The following is a 16,500-nucleotide window of genomic DNA, read 5'->3' as shown; positions in this document are numbered from 1 at the left end:
ACCGGTGCAAATCATTGCCGGATGGGAAACTCGCTTAGCTGGCAACGCGCGAAAGCGATGATAGTAGCCCGGTAGGCATCGCAACCGGGCGACTATCGGTTCTCTGTTCAGGCGCTAATCTGCTCCATTGCCTGCAGGATACGCTTATCGGAGATGGGATACGGTGTCCCCAGTTGCTGCGCAAAGTAGCTGACGCGCAGCTCTTCGATCATCCAGCGGATCGCTTTGACATCCTCATCTTCCCGGCGTGCCGGCGGCAGTTTATTCAGCCACTGCTGCCAGGCTTGCTGCGTCTGCTCCACTTTCAGCATCTGCGCGCGGTCGCGGTGTGGATCGACGGCCAGTTTTTCCAGCCGCTTCTCGATGGCTTGCAGGTAACGCAACGTGTCGCCCAGACGGCGGAAACCGTTGCCGGTAACAAACCCGCGATACACCAGCCCGCTCATTTGCGTTTTGATATCCGACAGCCCGAGCGCCATGGTCATATCCACGCGCCCTTTCAGCCGCTTGTTGATATTGAACACCGCCGTCAGGATCTGTTCGACCTGTTTGGCGATCTCCACCACCGTTTCGTTCAGTTCGGCGCGCACTTTTTCATGCAGCGCGGCGAAGCTCTCTTCCGTCCACACCGGGCCGCCCGCGTCATCAATCAGTTTGTCCACGCCGCAGGAAATGCAGTCATCAATCAAATCCAGCACTTTGCCGTACGGGTTGAAATAGAGCCCCAGCTTGGCTTTGTTTGGCAATTTTTCGTGCAGGTATTTAATCGGCGACGGAATATTTAGCAGCAGCAGGCGGCGGATACCGCGCCACATCGCCTGTTGCTGCGCCTGCGGGTTATCGAACAGCTTGATCGCGACACTGTCACGTTCATCGACCAGCGCAGGCCAGGCTTTTACCTTGTAGTTACCGCGTTTTTGCTCGTAGCTTTCCGGCAACTGGCCGAAACTCCAGATATGCAAACCGCTCTGCTCGATGCCGTCATCGGCCACCGCAGAAAGAGTTTCCTGCACTTTGCCTTTCAGGCGCTCTTTCAGTTCGGCCAGCGAGCGCCCTTCCAGCAGCTTCTTGTTCTTGTCATCCACTACGCGGAAGCTGATTTTCAGGTGATCGGGCACCTGATCCCAGTGCCAGTCGTCGCGGTCGACGGTAACCCCCGTCATCCGACGTAGTTCGCGCTCCAGCGCATCCAGCAATGGCAGTTCCAGCGGTGTAACGCGCCCCAGAAACGCTTCGGCGTAGTTTGGCGCGGGAACGAAGTTGCGCCGCGTCGGTTTCGGCAGTGATTTGATCAGCGCAATCACCAGTTCGCGGCGCAGGCCGGGAATTTGCCACTCAAACCCGCTCTCTTCGACCTGGTTTAATAACGGCAGCGGGATATGTACCGTGACGCCGTCGGCATCCGCGCCCGGTTCAAACTGATAACTCAGACGCAGCTTCAGGTTGCCCTGATGCCAGAAGTTGGGGTAATCGAGCTTACTGACACCCTCTGCGCCCTCTTTAATCAGCATGCTCTTTTCGAAGTTGAGCAGATCGGGGGCTTCACGGCTGGCCTTTTTCCACCAGCTATCGAAATGGCGGGCGGAAATCACCTCGTGGCTGATGCGCTGGTCATAAAACTCAAACAGCGTTTCGTCGTCCACCAGAATGTCGCGACGGCGTGATTTGTGCTCCAGTTCTTCCACTTCCGCGCGCAGTTTCAGGTTGTCGCGAAAGAAAGCATGCCGGGTTTGCCAGTCACCCTCGACCAGCGCGTGGCGAATAAAGAGCTCACGACACAGCATCGGGTCAATCTGGCTGTAGTTCACTTTGCGCGCCGCAACGATTGGCAGACCATAAACCGTCACTTTTTCCGTTGCCATTACCGCGCCCTGCGCCCGCTCCCAGTGCGGTTCACTGTACGAACGTTTAATCAGGTGCTGCGCTACCGGTTCAACCCATTCCGGATCGATGCGCGCGGCGATGCGCCCCCACAAACGGCTGGTTTCCACCAGTTCCGCAACCATTGTCCACTTCGGCGGTTTTTTGAATAAACCCGAGCCCGGGAAGATGGAAAAACGGGCATTCCGCGCGCCGGTAAATTCCTGTTTGTCGGCATCTTTCATACCTATATGCGACAGCAAACCGGTTAACAGCGCGATATGAATTTCGCGATATTCCGCAGGCTCGCTGTTGACCGGGATCCCTAACTCTTTCACCACCTGGCGCAGTTGGGTGTAGATATCCTGCCATTCGCGCACGCGCAGATAGTTCAGGTAATCCACCCGGCACTGACGACGGAACTGGTTTGACGAGAGCGCTTTTTGCTGCTCGCCCAGGTAATTCCACAGGTTCACAAAAGCGAGGAAATCAGACTCTTTATCATGAAAGCGCTGGTGCTTCTCGTCTGAAGCCTGCTTTTTATCCAGCGGTCTTTCGCGCGGATCCTGAATCGACAGCGCCGAGGTAATGATCATTGCTTCGCGCACGCAGCCATGTTTTTGCGCTTCCAGTACCATACGCGCTAAGCGCGGATCGACCGGCAGTTGCGATAGCTGGCGGCCCAGCGGCGTCAGTTTGTAGGCGGTCTGCTGCTCGTCGGTGGTGATCGCGCCTAACTCTTCCAGCAGGCGAACACCATCCTGAATATTGCGTTTATCCGGCGCTTCAACAAACGGGAAGGCGGCGATATCACCGAGCCCTAAAGCCGTCATTTGCAAAATGACCGACGCCAGGTTGGTGCGCAGAATTTCCGGATCGGTAAATTCCGGGCGTGACAGGAAATCATCTTCTGAATAGAGACGAATACAGATCCCTTCCGACACGCGGCCGCAGCGCCCTTTACGCTGGTTGGCAGAAGCCTGTGAAATCGGCTCAATCGGCAAACGCTGCACTTTGGTGCGATAGCTGTAGCGGCTGATGCGCGCCGTACCCGGATCAATGACATATTTGATGCCCGGTACGGTCAGCGACGTTTCCGCCACGTTGGTCGCCAGCACGATGCGCCGCCCGCTGTGCGGCTGGAATACACGGTTCTGCTCACTGTTTGATAAACGCGCATACAGCGGCAGGATCTCCGTGTGGCGCAGATCGCGCTTGCTCAGGGCATCAGCGGTATCGCGGATTTCCCGCTCGCCGCTCATAAAGATCAGAATATCGCCTGCACTTTCGCGCCCAAGCTCATCCACCGCATCGAATATCGCCTGAAGCTGGTCGCGTTCCGTGTCATCCGCTTCTTCGACAATCGGCCGGTAGCGCACTTCCACCGGGTAAGTGCGCCCGGACACTTCGATAATCGGCGCGTTATTGAAATGGCGCGAGAAACGTTGCGGATCGATGGTGGCGGAGGTGATGATAATTTTCAGATCCGGGCGGCGCGGCAGTAATTCACGCAGATAACCCAGCAGAAAATCGATGTTCAGGCTGCGTTCGTGCGCCTCATCGATAATGATGGTGTCGTACTGCATCAGCAAGCGATCCTGCTGGATTTCCGCCAGCAGAATACCGTCGGTCATCAGCTTGACCATGGTGTTGTCGCTAACGTGATCGCTGAAACGCACTTTATAGCCAATGCAACCGCCCGGCTCGGTTTTCAGCTCTTCGGCAATACGGTTGGCAACGGTGCGCGCCGCCAGACGACGCGGCTGAGTATGACCAATCAACCCTTTAATGCCGCGCCCCAGCTCCATGCAAATTTTCGGTAATTGCGTGGTTTTACCGGAGCCGGTTTCACCGGCCACAATCACCACCGGGTTATCGCGGATAGCTTCGAGGATCGCCTGTTTTTTCTGGCTGACCGGCAGGTTGTCCGGGTAATCAATGGTCGGGCGCGCGGCTTCGCGCTGCGCCACTTTTCCGGCGGCTTCGTTTATCTCTTGCGCCAGCGTCTGCAGCAGTGCTTGCTGAGATTCAGGATTTTTAACTTTCTTGCTGCCATGCAGGCGGCGGGCGAAGCGCTGCTGGTCGCGTAGCATCAGGGTGCTGAGCTGCGCGCTGAGATCGGTAATCGTCAATTTCTGTTGTTCTGTCATAGCGTTATTGGGCAGAGCACTGCCGGGAAACATCTTAAGTTCGCAATCGCAGTAGGATAGCACATCGCCGCAACCCTTTTCTTGTTCAAGAAATTCGAACATAGGATTCGATATATTGCGCTATTCATGTAGAGATTTTGTGAATAGAGTGTCATGACGTCACGGGGCAACCCATTGCAAATACAATAAAGGAAACACCCAATGAGCAAAGTTTTAGTTCTTAAATCCAGTATTCTGGCAGGGTACTCACAGTCTGGTCAGTTAGCCGATTATTTCGTTGAACAGTGGCGTGAAAAACACGCGGCGGATCACATTACCGTGCGTGACCTGGCCGCTAATCCGATCCCGGTGCTGGATGGCGAACTGGTTGGCGCGCTGCGCCCAAGCGATGCCCCGCTGACACCGCGTCAGCAGGAAGCACTGGCACTCTCCGACGAGCTGATTGCTGAGCTGCAAGCGCATGACGTGATTGTCATTAACGCCCCGATGTACAACTTCAACATCCCGACGCAGCTGAAAAACTACTTCGACCTGGTGGCACGTGCTGGCGTAACGTTCCGTTATACCGAAGCAGGTCCGGAAGGGCTGGTGAAAGGTAAACGCGTCATCGTGGTTTCCAGCCGTGGCGGTATCCATAAAGACACTCCGTCCGATCTGGTTGCGCCGTACCTGAAATTGTTCCTCGGCTTTATCGGCATTACCGATGTGAACTTTGTCTTCGCAGAAGGTATTGCTTACGGTCCGGAAGTGGCGACCAAAGCGCAGACCGACGCCAAAGCCGCAATCGACAGCCTGGTGGCTGCCTAAGATTTCCCCCTCTCACCTCCTGGTGGGAGGGTGCTTTTCCCCGCTTTTCCGGCTATTCACCTTCCGCAATATTATCGGCTGGATGCTTACCCGCGCCGCCTGTGGTTACGACACATCCCGCTTTTTTATCAAACCCATGACGCGGTGGCTGATTCACCGGAGTGCGAAAGCGCTGGCAGGTTGCCCCAGCACCTTGCTCAGGAAGGTAACGCGCCGCTTACGGTTTCTTCATCCATTTACCGTTAATGCCCTGCACGTAGTCGCCGGGCTTCGCGCGTTCCACCAGTTTCTGTCCGGCCATTCTGGCCACGTCATCCACCGCGATGTTGTTGCGATCGGCCAGTTGCTGGTAGCTCTCAGTGCGCGCTTTGTTAATGCGTTCCACCAGCGCCAGCGTCTCTTTATCCTGGCTTATCGGCGCGACATATCCATTGAGTGTTTCACCGACGCGCCCCTGGGTGCGGGCCTCATCAAGCGTCAGCGCCTGAGCGGTTGCGCTGAAAAGGCCAACGGCCAGCAGCGCGCTTATGACACGTTTTTTCATCATCGCCTCAGAACAAGTCGCTGCGGGTTTTCAGCAGGGTTTCAACGTCTTTATCCACTTTGATGTGAATTTCATGCTCGATCTTCACGTTCATATTGATGGTGATCGGCTCCTTTGGCGCCGCCACCTCAATCCGCGGCGTGCAGGCGGCCAGCAGCATTGTCGCCATCACTACGGGCACGGCTTTCAGGGTTCTCATTTTTTATCCTCACACTCTTCGCCCTTCGCGCAGCGGGCTTGCGGTAGCGCCGCGTGTTGCTCAAGCCATGACTGCAAATTGTCGCCAAAACGTAAACTGCGCCATAAGGTGAATACATTCTCCTCATGGGTATAGTTCAAATTCACGGTACTGCTTTTGCCATCGACAAAACTGGTGCCGCGCAGGGTGGCCTGCAGCGTCAGCAACCCCAAATTATCCAGATTGATCTTCGTCCATGAGCGGGAAATTTCCATATAGCGCAGCCAGTTAATCGCCGCGCCCGCCGCCATGTTGTCCTTCACCACCGCGTCAGCGGTATCTTTATCGATCCGCAGCGTCATCGGGCCGGGGTTATGCAACCAGCCATCTTTAATGATCCATTGCGGGTTATCCAGCCACAGCGGCAGCGCGCCGTCAAACGGCCCGGAAAGCGCGAACTGCTTCGGATTCACTGCGCTTATCAACTCACTGGCGGAAATGTGCTTCAGACGCAGCAGTGCCGGGTCGTGCTGCGGCATACGTAGCTGCTGCATGGTCACTTTTCCGCCCAGCACATCGACGCTGACATCGCTTAAAACGAGCGGATTATCCTCGCTCCACGGCCACGCGCCCTGCAAATCAGCGGTGATGTTTTTCGCCGTCACCTGGTTTGTTATCTCACCGATGCGCAATGAAACCGGTCTGCGGGTTCCCAGTTGCCAGCGCCCTTCGCGGTAGCGGAATGGCAGCACAAAATCGACGCCGCTGATTTGGTTGTCCGGCGTCCAGACACTGCCGCTTTTTAGCACACCGTGACCGCCCGCTTCAAAACCCTGGTCCGCTGCGGCGGAAAAGGCGACCTGCGCATACAGTGCGCCATTGAGCAGCTTCATTTTCCAGTCCGGGGGAATAAGCGGCTGGAATACAGAGAGCGCCTGGCGCGGCCACCATGCCTGCCCGCGTAAACGCTCACCGTCCCAGCGGCCATTAACCTGCACCGGGCCAATCGTGTCGGCCTGCAACGCCCCCTTAAACTGGAACATGGTTGGATCGTTGCCTTCGATGCTGAATGTCAAGGTCGAAGGCGGTAAGACACTTCCCGCGCTGAAGCTGGTTTGCCCGGCATCCAGCGTCAGTGCGCCGGTGAATTGCGGATTTGCCGCGTCACGCACCCACTTTACTGGTGCATCCAGCACTAACCGGGGCGCAGCCATGTGCATCGCGCCATATTGCAACTGGTCAAAGCCGGTTGAAAGATCGTTAAGTGTGATCGTGTTGTTATTCCATTCGCCGCGACCGGCGACATCCCAGCGTGCGTTCATCGGCGTGAAATTGCCGTCGCCCCAGTAGCGCCAGCGCCACAGGCCGTTATCCGGCAGAAAATCCTGCGCCTGACCATCAAGATGCAGACGGAAATCCCCCATCGCATTTTCATGCGCGCGAAGGATGGCCTGCAAACGCCCGTCAATACCATGCTGAGTGAGTTTGACGCCCGCCAGCGGCCAGCGCACTTCATCAATATTTAACGAATCAATCACCCGTCCGCGCGAGCGCAGCAGCGCGCCAGGCGTAAAAGCCAGTTGCGGATCGTCAATACTGCCGCTCAGATGGGCGGGAAGCACCGCATAAAACACCAGATCGCCCTGCTTTGCTTCTCCGGTCAGCTGCAGCGGCATATCGTTATTGTCGCTACCAAGACGGCCAGGGCCAATTGTCAGTACCGCGTTACCTTTCCCGGCGTCGCCCTGCGTCAGCACGTTTAACCGGCCACTGAACTGCGCCTTTTCCAGCCCCTGCTGCCAGTTATCCACTTTTAAGCCGACCCGACCGCTAAGCGGAAAACCCTGATAGGGCCAGCTCCAGCGTCCATCGCTGATGGTCAATTGTTCGGGCGTAAGCTGCCACGGCAGATCGAGTAGCGGATCGCCCTGATCGCGCGCCATAACCACCAGTTGCCCTTCGTTATCGCGCCAGTCGAGATCGACATCCACCACGCCCGGCTGCTGCGACAGGGTTAAGGTGCTTTCCATATGTCCGTTAACGGGTACGCTGTCTGGAACATCCGGCAGGGTAAATTCGCCACCGAGCGTAAACGGCGGCTGATCATCGACAAGACGCAGCGCCATGCGGCTAACCGTCAGCGTCTGCCCGCGCAAACGGGCATGGAGATCAACGCGCTCGCCAGAATAAGTAAGTTGCTGCACATCCGGTGTCAACGACGCGGATAATTTACCTGCCCACGTTTTCCACGGCGAAACGGTAAAACGCTCCACCGTCAGCCAGCTATAAGGCAGCATGGCTTGCCATTCGGCCAGCGTACGCGGCGCGGCAGAAACAGTTTCACTTTGTGGCAGTTTATTCAGGCAGGCGGTGTTAATATCCAGCGCGCCAATATGAAGCTGCCAGCGGCTGGGGTGTGTGAGTTCGGCGTTCTGTAATGATGCCAGTTGACAATCACCGACCAGATAGCGCAGATCGGGGATGTTTAACGCGTGTCGGGTGAATCGCGGGCTCTCCTCCATCGCGATACGCGTACCGGCTGGCAACCAGATCCCGACCAGCGTCGGCACCCATTGCGCAAGCGTCAGCAGCAGCGTAAGCGGCAACAGAAGGAACAGTAACACCAGTGCGATGGCGGCTTTGTATTTACCCTTCATGGGTAGCTAATATCCTGATTTTGCATATGATTAAGCCGATTCTGGCGGTTATTGTGGCATGTTTGACCGCCCCTTTGAAGGCGCGAGCCGTTTTAATCATAGTCTGGCGAGTGCATTTTCAGTAGTTACAGAAAATAGTGTTTTAATATCATTTACTTATGGATTCAGCGTATGTTCACGAAAGGCTCTTTAATTCGCGGCTGGTTTAGTGGCACCACCGTTTTCACCTGCTTTACCTTCAGCGATTATCTCAGTGCTAACTACTTTCACGACTCCAAAATTCCATGGCTTATCGGGGTTATTGCAGCGACAGCTATTAGCTGGAGCGCACGCAGCGCATTAAAACAATTGCGCTAGCAGGCGTGTCACAGCGGATATACTGAAACTGGACACATTCACCGCGCCCATGGTTGTCAATAAAATTTGAACGTTTACATAATAATTTTAAAACGTGATAATGTGGGTAGAAAACCATTGGAGAAAGTCTTATGAAACTCGCGATATACAGCACAAAGCAATACGATAAAAAGTATTTGCAGCAGGTAAACGAGAAATATGGCTACGATCTTGAATTTTTCGACTTTCTGTTAACCGAAAAGACTGCCAAAACCGCGAACGGCTGTGATGGGGTCTGTATTTTTGTTAACGACGATGGCAGCCGCCCGGTGCTGGAAGAGCTGAAAAAGCTCGGTGTGAAGTTTATCGCCCTGCGCTGTGCCGGGTTCAACAACGTTGATCTTGACGCGGCAAAAGAGCTGGGGTTGCAGGTCGTGCGTGTTCCGGCTTACTCACCGGAAGCGGTAGCAGAGCATGCCATTGGCATGATGATGACCCTGAACCGTCGCATTCACCGCGCGTATCAGCGTACCCGCGATGCTAACTTCTCCCTGGAAGGGCTGACCGGTTTCACCATGTACGGTAAAACGGCGGGTGTTATCGGCACCGGTAAAATTGGCGTTGCCGCCCTGCGCATTCTGAAAGGGTTTGGTATGCGCCTGCTGGCGTTCGACCCGTACCCGAGCGCAGCGGCGCTGGAGCTTGGCGTGGAGTATGTTGATCTGCCGACGCTGTTTTCGCAGGCGGATGTTATCTCCCTGCACTGCCCGCTCACCCCAGAAAACTTCCACCTGCTTAACCGCGACGCCTTTGCTCAGATGAAAGATGGCGTAATGATCATCAATACCAGCCGCGGTGGATTAGTGGATTCGCAAGCGGCGATAGAAGCGCTGAAAACGCAAAAAATCGGCGCGCTGGGAATGGATGTGTATGAAAACGAACGCGATCTGTTCTTTGAAGATAAATCCAACGATGTTATTCAGGACGACGTGTTCCGTCGCTTATCAGCTTGTCACAACGTGCTGTTTACCGGTCACCAGGCATTCCTGACGGCCGAGGCGTTGATTAGCATTTCCGAAACAACGCTGGAAAACCTGCGCCAGTTACGCGACGGCGAAGCCTGCCCGAACGTGCTGGCCTGATTGTCCGGGGTTCCCCTGCCTGCACGGGAACCCTTTCGGACAAACCCCGATGACGCCCAGGCTTAGCCTGTTAGAATCCCCCACGTGATGGATAACCCCTTAGAGGACGAGATGAAGAAAATTATGACTTTGGTTGCGTTGAGCGTAGTGCTTTCTGGCTGTGTGAGTTCCCGCACCGACACATTGAAACCACAGCAACTGGCAGATCAGCGTTTTGTGCTGACCACCGTGAACGGCCAGGCCGTGCAGGGTAATGGCCCGGCCCCGGAAATCCGTTTTGATAAAGACCTGCGCGTGTCCGGCAAAATGTGCAACGGCTTTATGGGCCAGGGAAAACTCTCTGAAGGCAAATTGACCGTCAAACAGATGGGCATGACCATGATGCTCTGCCCTGACCAGCAGCGTAATGAACTGGACCACACCATTAATGCGATGCTCAGCGAAGGCGCGCAGGTTGATCTTACTGACAACCAGCTGACGCTGGCGACGGCGACGCAAACCCTGATTTACACGCGCGCGGCGAAGGCTCAGTAACTGCCGCAGCTTCCGGTGGCAAGCGACTGTTCACTGCAGCGTTTGCCATTTGGTAAGGCGCACATTCCCACCATTGAACCATCGAGTTGCCGGGCAACAGACAACGAACCACCAATCATCGCACAGTTCGCCTGACCACCATTTGACATTGCGGCTTTAAGCCCCGGCGCTACGTGTGCTGCGGTCGCTTGCTGAACGGGTTCACTGCTGCATGCCGATAATAATAAAGCGGCACATCCTACTAAAAACGCTGCGCGCATTTCTCTCCCCCTGCCCCTGTGTCCTCAGGATAATTAAAAAAAGCGAAACCCAAGCATCATAGGCAGCAAGACGCAATACGTCGAGAGCTGAAAAGCATCTTTATGCGACCTGGAAACTTTTTTTTGCGTTTTTTTGGGCGGGTGAACACATTTCGTCGCAAACCGCGATTCAGCGGGTTCGTCAACTCAGGTTCAGTGGCAGGCGTTCCGCAGGCTACATCGCCACGAATGGCACGCTTTGGGCGCATCACGCAATTTGGCGGTTTGAGGTAACAACACGGTCGCGTCCTGAAGATTTCGCTGCGTAAAGCGCCTCATCGGCGAATTCGATGAGCATCGCCTCGTGCCCATTCAATGCGGCGGCAGATCCGGCGGCAACACCAATGCTCACACTCACGACGCCAAGCGGGCTTTGCTGGTGGGGAATATTCGCAAGCTTAATATTATGGCCTATCTTTCTGGCAATATTTCCGGCGGAATTCGCAGCCGTTTCAGGCAGAATGACCACAAACTCTTCTCCGCCATATCGGGCGGCCAGAAAAGAAGTTTCGCTAATGGTCTTTTTCAAATTATCGGCGACTGCCTGTAAACAGCCGTCACCGGCAATATGCCCGTAATTGTCGTTATATTTTTTAAAGTAATCGACATCAATTAATAGCAGTGCAATCTGCTGTTTGTTGCTGGCACATTTTGCCACTTCGTTCACTAAAGCCTCATCGAATTTGCGCCGATTCGCCAGCCCGGTTAAGCCATCTTCCGTGGCCATCACTTGCAACTCGGCATTCTCAGACGCCAGAGACTCTTTTGCTGCCGACAGCTCTTTACCGATGCGGATACGGTTGCGAACATCCTGAATAAGGTAATAGCTGGAGAAACTGACGCAGCCGATAAGAAACAGGATGATAGCAGCAAGAATTTCAGACTGACGACGCCATGAAGCCATGGCTTCATCGATGCTAACGGCAACGGTTGTCACCAAACCATAGCGTTTATTTTTTTGAAATGAATAAATGCGCTCTATTTTATCGAAACGCGACACTGACGTTGCGATCCCGGAATTCCCTCTTTTTAAATATTCCGTAAATAATGGCGAGTCCGAAATTTCCTTACCCATATATTTATCATCAAAAGGATAACGTAAAAGCACGATCCCCGCGTCGCTGGTTAACGCAATCGCGCCCTGCTTTCCAATGTCCAGCTTTCCATAGGTTTGCAAAAAATTGGCGATGTTCAGCGTCAATACAGTAACCCCTTTAAAATTCCCTTCGTTATCCTCCAGCCGTCGACTCACGGTGATCACCCACTGGCCATTTGTTCTGCTCACCACAGGCGGGCCGATAAAGATCTCCTTTGAATTATTATCCCGGTGGTGGATGAAGAAAAAGCGGTCGGCGCTATTACTCCTGCCCAAAAAATTCTCCTGCAAAGCGATAACTTTATTTCCTTTATCATCATAAATAATAATGTTATTCATCTGGGTGAGAAGCAGGTTCTGGTCGGCGAGTATTTTCTTAATATTCACTAACTGCGCGGGATCCATGCCATATATTTCCGTTATGTCAGAAATATTTTTTATCAACATCTCGCTTTGCCGGATAATTCCCTCTGAATAGGTATCGAGGGTATGGCTCAGGTTGGATATATTCGTATTAAGTTCATTACGCGTATGGTTTTTGGTACTCAGGATCTGAACAATCAGCGTGATGGATATCGCGAAAAAGACAACAGTAATGAAACTTGCCGCAAAAAAGATCTCTTTTTTCATCTTATTTTTACCCGCTACGACTCCTTCACAAGCACGACTGTAACTGTAAATCTTAAGTATCAAAAACACACATCTAAAGGTTTGAGAGCATTTAATTCATTAAGTTATTTACTGTACTCAAACGCAACGGCCGATAATAGCAGGATTGCAAATCCTTGTTTGTTAAGAACAGATGACTATCTTTTTTTTAAACAAGGCGCGATTACCCACCGCCATCATTTACCGTACATGGTTATTGCGATGATTCCACGTTCTATTATCGTGCAGCGCGACGATCGTTGCTGCTTTACACGGCCAATTTATGCGGGAAATTGTCGACGATACGCTTTTTTAGCGTCATTAAGACTCTGCGCATTCGCCCCACCCGCCAAATCAGGGTTGTCTGCCTGCAGCGGATCATCCTCCCAGTGGCAAACAGGACAGATCTCCCACGCACCACTTTCTGTAAGCGTTTCGCCACCGCAGCAAGGGCAGCGCAAAAGCTGTCTTGTCATTGATTTTCTCCCTCATTAAATGCATTCCGGCGCGAGAGTAACAGGCAACGCCTGCACACATGTCACCAGGTCTCGCCATCACCTGCCATTAAATCGCAATTCATTGATTCCCGTTATACCTCAGGACACAAAAGCGAAAATTGCGCGCGCAGTGGTTTGCTAAAATAACAGAATAACTACAGGGCTTGCCGCCGTTTCACAAGCCCCTTTCTATTGAGCAATGCAAGGGTGCCATATGATTACTATTGACGGTAATGGCGCGGTCGCGTCAGTCGCTTTCCGCACCAGTGAAGTTATCGCCATATACCCCATTACTCCCAGCTCGACGATGGCTGAACAGGCCGATGCCTGGGCCGGAAACGGCCTGAAAAATATCTGGGGCGACACGCCGCGCGTCGTGGAAATGCAGTCGGAAGCGGGGGCGATTGCCGCCGTACACGGAGCTTTGCAGACCGGTGCGCTCTCCACCTCGTTTACCTCATCGCAGGGTTTGCTGCTGATGATCCCCACGCTTTACAAGCTGGCGGGCCAGTTAATGCCATTTGTTCTGCACGTCGCCGCGCGTACCGTTGCCACCCACGCACTCTCTATTTTTGGCGATCATTCCGACGTGATGGCGGTTCGCCAGACCGGTTGTGCGATGCTCGCTGCCGGTAGCGTGCAGGAAGCACAAGATTTCGCGCTCATTTCGCACATGGCGACACTGAAAAGCCGGGTGCCATTCATTCATTTCTTTGATGGTTTTCGCACCTCGCACGAAATTAACAAAATCGTGCCGCTGGCGGATGACACCATTCGCAACCTGCTTCCTCAGGCGGAAATTGATGCGCATCGTGCCCGCGCGCTCAACCCGGAACATCCGGTGATCCGTGGTACTTCTGCCAACCCGGACACCTATTTCCAGTCTCGCGAAGCGACCAACCCGTGGTACAACGCGGTGTACGCGCACGTTGCGCAGGCGATGGACGATTTCGCTACCGCCACCGGGCGGCAGTACAAACCTTTTGAATATTATGGTCACCCGCAAGCCGATCGCGTGATCGTGCTGATGGGCTCGGCGATCGGTACCTGCGAAGAGGTGGTCGATGAGCTGCTGATGCGCGGGGAAAAAGTCGGCGTGTTGAAAGTGCGCCTCTATCGCCCGTTCAGCGCCGCGCATCTGTTGTCCGTGTTGCCGGAAAGCGCGAAAACCGTGGCCGTGCTGGATCGCACCAAAGAGCCGGGCGCCCTGGCCGAGCCGCTGTATCTGGATGTGATGACCGCGCTGGCAGAGGCGTTTAATAACGGCGAGCGGGAAACCCTGCCGCGGGTGATTGGCGGGCGTTACGGTCTGTCGTCAAAAGAGTTTGGCCCCGAATGCGTGCTGGCCATTTTTAACGAGCTGCGCGCGGCGAAGCCCAAACCGCGTTTTACCGTCGGTATTTACGACGATGTGACCAACCTTTCTCTGCCGCTACCGGAAAACACCCTGCCGTCGCATGCGAAATTAGAAGCGCTGTTCTATGGGCTCGGCAGTGACGGTAGCGTGTCGGCGACCAAGAACAATATCAAGATTATCGGTAACTCTACGCCGTGGTACGCGCAGGGTTATTTTGTCTATGACTCGAAAAAGGCTGGCGGCCTGACGGTTTCGCACCTGCGCGTCAGTGAAAAACCGATCAACTCGGCTTATCTGGTGTCGCAGGCGGATTTTGTCGGTTGCCACCAGTTGCAGTTTATCGATAAGTACCCAATGGCCGAGCGCCTGAAACCGGGCGGTATTTTCCTGCTCAACACGCCTTACAGCGCCGATGAAGTCTGGTCACGTTTGCCGCAGGAAGTGCAGGCGGTGCTCAACCAGAAAAAAGCGCGTCTCTATGTGGTTAACGCCGCGAAAATCGCCCGTGAATGTGGACTTGCCGCCCGCATTAACACCGTCATGCAAATGGCGTTCTTCCATCTCACAAATATTCTGCCGGGCGACAGCGCGCTGGCTGAATTGCAGGGTGCGATTGCCAAAAGCTACAGCAGTAAAGGTCAGGAGCTGGTGGAGCGAAACTGGCAGGCGCTGGCGATGGCCCGCGAATCGCTGTTCGAAGTGCCGCTGGAAGCGGTTAATCCGCTAAGTGCCCATCGCCCGCCGGTGGTCTCTGATTCGGCACCCGATTTTGTCAAAACCGTGACGGCGGCCATGCTGGCCGGTCTTGGCGATGCATTGCCGGTCTCCGCGCTGCCGCCGGACGGCACCTGGCCGGTGGGCACCACGCGCTGGGAGAAACGCAATATCGCCGAAGAGATCCCAGTCTGGAAAGAGGAGCTTTGCACCCAGTGTAACCACTGCGTTGCCGCCTGCCCGCACTCGGCGATCCGCGCCAAAGTGGTCTCGCCGCAGGCGATGGAAAACGCCCCGTCGAGCCTGCATTCACTGGATGTAAAATCCCGCGATATGCGCGGGCAGAAATATGTGCTGCAAGTCGCGCCGGAAGATTGCACCGGCTGTAACCTGTGTGTGGAAGTTTGCCCGGCAAAAGATCGCCAGAACCCGGACATCAAAGCCATCAACATGATGTCGCGCCTTGAACACGTTGAAGAAGAGAAAGTGAATTACGACTTCTTCCTCGACCTGCCGGAGATCGACCGCAGCAAACTGGAGCGCATCGACATTCGCACCTCGCAGTTGATTACCCCGCTGTTTGAGTATTCCGGGGCGTGCTCAGGCTGTGGCGAAACGCCGTATATCAAACTGCTGACGCAACTGTATGGCGACCGGATGATGATCGCCAATGCCACCGGTTGTTCATCGATTTATGGCGGTAACCTGCCCTCGACGCCTTACACCACCGATGAAAACGGGCGCGGGCCGGCGTGGGCGAACTCGCTGTTTGAAGATAACGCCGAGTTCGGCCTTGGGTTCCGCTTAAGTGTGGATCAGCACCGCCAGCGTGTTATGCGATTAATTGATCAATTCGCTGAACATATTCCGGCGGAACTGAACGCGGCATTGCACACGGAAGCGACCCCGGAAGCGCGCCGCGCACAGGTGGCAGAGCTGCGCACCGCGCTGGCGTCTGTGGAAGGTGCGCAACAGCTGTTGACCGATGCCGATGCGCTGGTCGAAAAATCGATTTGGCTGATTGGCGGCGACGGCTGGGCATACGATATCGGCTTTGGCGGCCTCGATCATGTGCTGAGCCTGACCGAGAACGTCAATATTCTGGTGCTGGATACCCAGTGTTACTCCAACACTGGCGGCCAGGCCTCAAAAGCCACCCCGCTCGGTGCGGTGACCAAATTTGGCGAGCATGGCAAACGCAAGGCGCGCAAAGATTTGGGCGTCAGCATGATGATGTACGGCCACGTTTACGTCGCGCAGATTTCGCTCGGCGCGCAGCTCAACCAGACGGTGAAAGCCATTCAGGAAGCAGAAGCCTACCCCGGCCCGTCGTTGATTATTGCTTACAGCCCCTGTGAAGAGCACGGCTATGATTTGGCGCTGAGCCACGATCAGATGCGCCAGCTCACCGCGACCGGTTTCTGGCCGCTGTACCGCTACGATCCGCGCCGTGAGGAAGAAGGGAAAGTTCCGCTGGCGCTGGACTCGCGGCCGCCATCCGATGCGCTGGCGGAGACCCTGCTTAATGAGCAGCGTTTCCGTCGTCTCAATGCGCAGCAGCCGGAAGTGGCGGAACAATTATGGAAAGATGCCGCCGCAGACCTGCAAAAACGCTATGACTTCCTGGCCCAGTTGGCAGGGAAAGCGGAGAAAAACGCAGCGGAGTAAGCCAGCCGCTGAA

The 16,500-nt window shown here is 54.8% G+C and carries 12 protein-coding genes; 5 read left to right on the top strand and 7 right to left on the bottom strand.

Going from position 1 to position 16,500, the window contains the following annotated elements; genetic code table 11:
* Positions 1–107: 107 nt before the first annotated feature.
* Positions 108–4,010, bottom strand: coding sequence for an ATP-dependent RNA helicase HrpA (gene hrpA / locus DFO56_RS04545; protein ID WP_045508618.1), 3,903 nt, complete (start codon positions 4,008–4,010; stop codon positions 108–110).
* A gap of 201 nt (positions 4,011–4,211) precedes the next feature.
* On the opposite strand from hrpA, the gene azoR reads away from it, so the two are divergent.
* The gene (gene azoR, locus DFO56_RS04540; protein ID WP_016495929.1) at positions 4,212–4,817 is read left to right on the top strand and encodes an FMN-dependent NADH-azoreductase; all 606 of its coding nucleotides are present in this window, start codon (positions 4,212–4,214) and stop codon (positions 4,815–4,817) included.
* A gap of 217 nt (positions 4,818–5,034) precedes the next feature.
* Here the strand turns inward: azoR and DFO56_RS04535 are convergent, their stop codons facing one another.
* The 3 genes from DFO56_RS04535 to DFO56_RS04525 are packed head-to-tail and all read right to left on the bottom strand — an operon-like array spanning position 5,035 to position 8,196.
* Complete coding sequence (locus DFO56_RS04535) at positions 5,035–5,361, bottom strand: YdbL family protein (protein ID WP_016495927.1); 327 nt, start codon at positions 5,359–5,361, stop codon at positions 5,035–5,037.
* A 7-nt stretch (positions 5,362–5,368) separates the two neighbouring features.
* On the bottom strand, positions 5,369–5,560 hold the full coding sequence (locus DFO56_RS04530) for a YnbE family lipoprotein (RefSeq protein WP_045508132.1): 192 nt from the start codon (positions 5,558–5,560) through the stop codon (positions 5,369–5,371).
* Positions 5,557–8,196: a YdbH family protein gene (locus DFO56_RS04525; RefSeq protein WP_045508129.1), complete on the bottom strand. Its 2,640-nt coding sequence runs from the start codon at positions 8,194–8,196 to the stop codon at positions 5,557–5,559. The genes DFO56_RS04530 and DFO56_RS04525 overlap by 4 nt, the downstream gene beginning before the upstream one ends.
* A 171-nt stretch (positions 8,197–8,367) precedes the next feature.
* On the opposite strand from DFO56_RS04525, the gene DFO56_RS04520 reads away from it, so the two are divergent.
* From DFO56_RS04520 to hslJ, 3 genes are all read left to right on the top strand, one after another.
* A complete protein-coding gene (locus DFO56_RS04520; RefSeq protein WP_045508127.1) occupies positions 8,368–8,553 on the top strand; it encodes a hypothetical protein in 186 nt (61 codons plus the stop codon).
* A 131-nt stretch (positions 8,554–8,684) separates the two neighbouring features.
* Positions 8,685–9,674, top strand: coding sequence for a 2-hydroxyacid dehydrogenase (locus tag DFO56_RS04515; RefSeq protein WP_016495923.1), 990 nt, complete (start codon positions 8,685–8,687; stop codon positions 9,672–9,674).
* Between the two features lie 111 nt (positions 9,675–9,785).
* Positions 9,786–10,208 (top strand): heat shock protein HslJ, encoded by a 423-nt coding sequence (hslJ, locus tag DFO56_RS04510; protein ID WP_016495922.1) that lies wholly within the window; start codon positions 9,786–9,788, stop codon positions 10,206–10,208.
* Here the strand turns inward: hslJ and DFO56_RS04505 are convergent.
* From DFO56_RS04505 to DFO56_RS04495, 3 genes are all read right to left on the bottom strand, one after another.
* Entirely contained in the window at positions 10,202–10,468 is a 267-nt protein-coding gene (locus tag DFO56_RS04505; protein WP_071925194.1) for a DUF333 domain-containing protein, read from the bottom strand. The two genes, hslJ and DFO56_RS04505, sit on opposite strands and share 7 nt — an antisense overlap.
* A 247-nt stretch (positions 10,469–10,715) precedes the next feature.
* Positions 10,716–12,233, bottom strand: coding sequence for a sensor domain-containing diguanylate cyclase (locus DFO56_RS04500; protein WP_045508124.1), 1,518 nt, complete (start codon positions 12,231–12,233; stop codon positions 10,716–10,718).
* 299 nt (positions 12,234–12,532) lie between these two features.
* Positions 12,533–12,727, bottom strand: coding sequence for a CPCC family cysteine-rich protein (locus DFO56_RS04495; protein WP_072051622.1), 195 nt, complete (start codon positions 12,725–12,727; stop codon positions 12,533–12,535).
* 235 nt (positions 12,728–12,962) lie between these two features.
* Between DFO56_RS04495 and nifJ the strand changes: the two genes are divergently transcribed.
* Positions 12,963–16,487 (top strand): pyruvate:ferredoxin (flavodoxin) oxidoreductase, encoded by a 3,525-nt coding sequence (gene nifJ, locus DFO56_RS04490; RefSeq protein WP_045508121.1) that lies wholly within the window; start codon positions 12,963–12,965, stop codon positions 16,485–16,487.
* Positions 16,488–16,500: the final 13 nt, after the last annotated feature.

Origin of the sequence: Kosakonia sp. AG348, assembly GCF_003337365.1 — a bacterium.
Classification (GTDB): Bacteria; Pseudomonadota; Gammaproteobacteria; order Enterobacterales; family Enterobacteriaceae; genus Kosakonia.
This window is presented reverse-complemented; position numbering and strand designations above follow the sequence as displayed.

Excerpts from the sequence above, each read along its gene's own strand:
- DFO56_RS04495 (WP_072051622.1), bottom strand. The coding sequence starts at position 12,727 with ATGACAAGACAGCTTTTGCGCTGCCCTTGCTGCGGTGGCGAAACGCTT.
- DFO56_RS04525 (WP_045508129.1), bottom strand. The coding sequence starts at position 8,196 with ATGAAGGGTAAATACAAAGCCGCCATCGCACTGGTGTTACTGTTCCTT.
- DFO56_RS04505 (WP_071925194.1), bottom strand. The coding sequence starts at position 10,468 with ATGCGCGCAGCGTTTTTAGTAGGATGTGCCGCTTTATTATTATCGGCA.
- nifJ (WP_045508121.1), top strand. The coding sequence starts at position 12,963 with ATGATTACTATTGACGGTAATGGCGCGGTCGCGTCAGTCGCTTTCCGC.
- DFO56_RS04500 (WP_045508124.1), bottom strand. The coding sequence starts at position 12,233 with ATGAAAAAAGAGATCTTTTTTGCGGCAAGTTTCATTACTGTTGTCTTT.
- hslJ (WP_016495922.1), top strand. The coding sequence starts at position 9,786 with ATGAAGAAAATTATGACTTTGGTTGCGTTGAGCGTAGTGCTTTCTGGC.
- azoR (WP_016495929.1), top strand. The coding sequence starts at position 4,212 with ATGAGCAAAGTTTTAGTTCTTAAATCCAGTATTCTGGCAGGGTACTCA.
- DFO56_RS04515 (WP_016495923.1), top strand. The coding sequence starts at position 8,685 with ATGAAACTCGCGATATACAGCACAAAGCAATACGATAAAAAGTATTTG.
- DFO56_RS04535 (WP_016495927.1), bottom strand. The coding sequence starts at position 5,361 with ATGAAAAAACGTGTCATAAGCGCGCTGCTGGCCGTTGGCCTTTTCAGC.
- hrpA (WP_045508618.1), bottom strand. The coding sequence starts at position 4,010 with ATGACAGAACAACAGAAATTGACGATTACCGATCTCAGCGCGCAGCTC.
- DFO56_RS04520 (WP_045508127.1), top strand. The coding sequence starts at position 8,368 with ATGTTCACGAAAGGCTCTTTAATTCGCGGCTGGTTTAGTGGCACCACC.
- DFO56_RS04530 (WP_045508132.1), bottom strand. The coding sequence starts at position 5,560 with ATGAGAACCCTGAAAGCCGTGCCCGTAGTGATGGCGACAATGCTGCTG.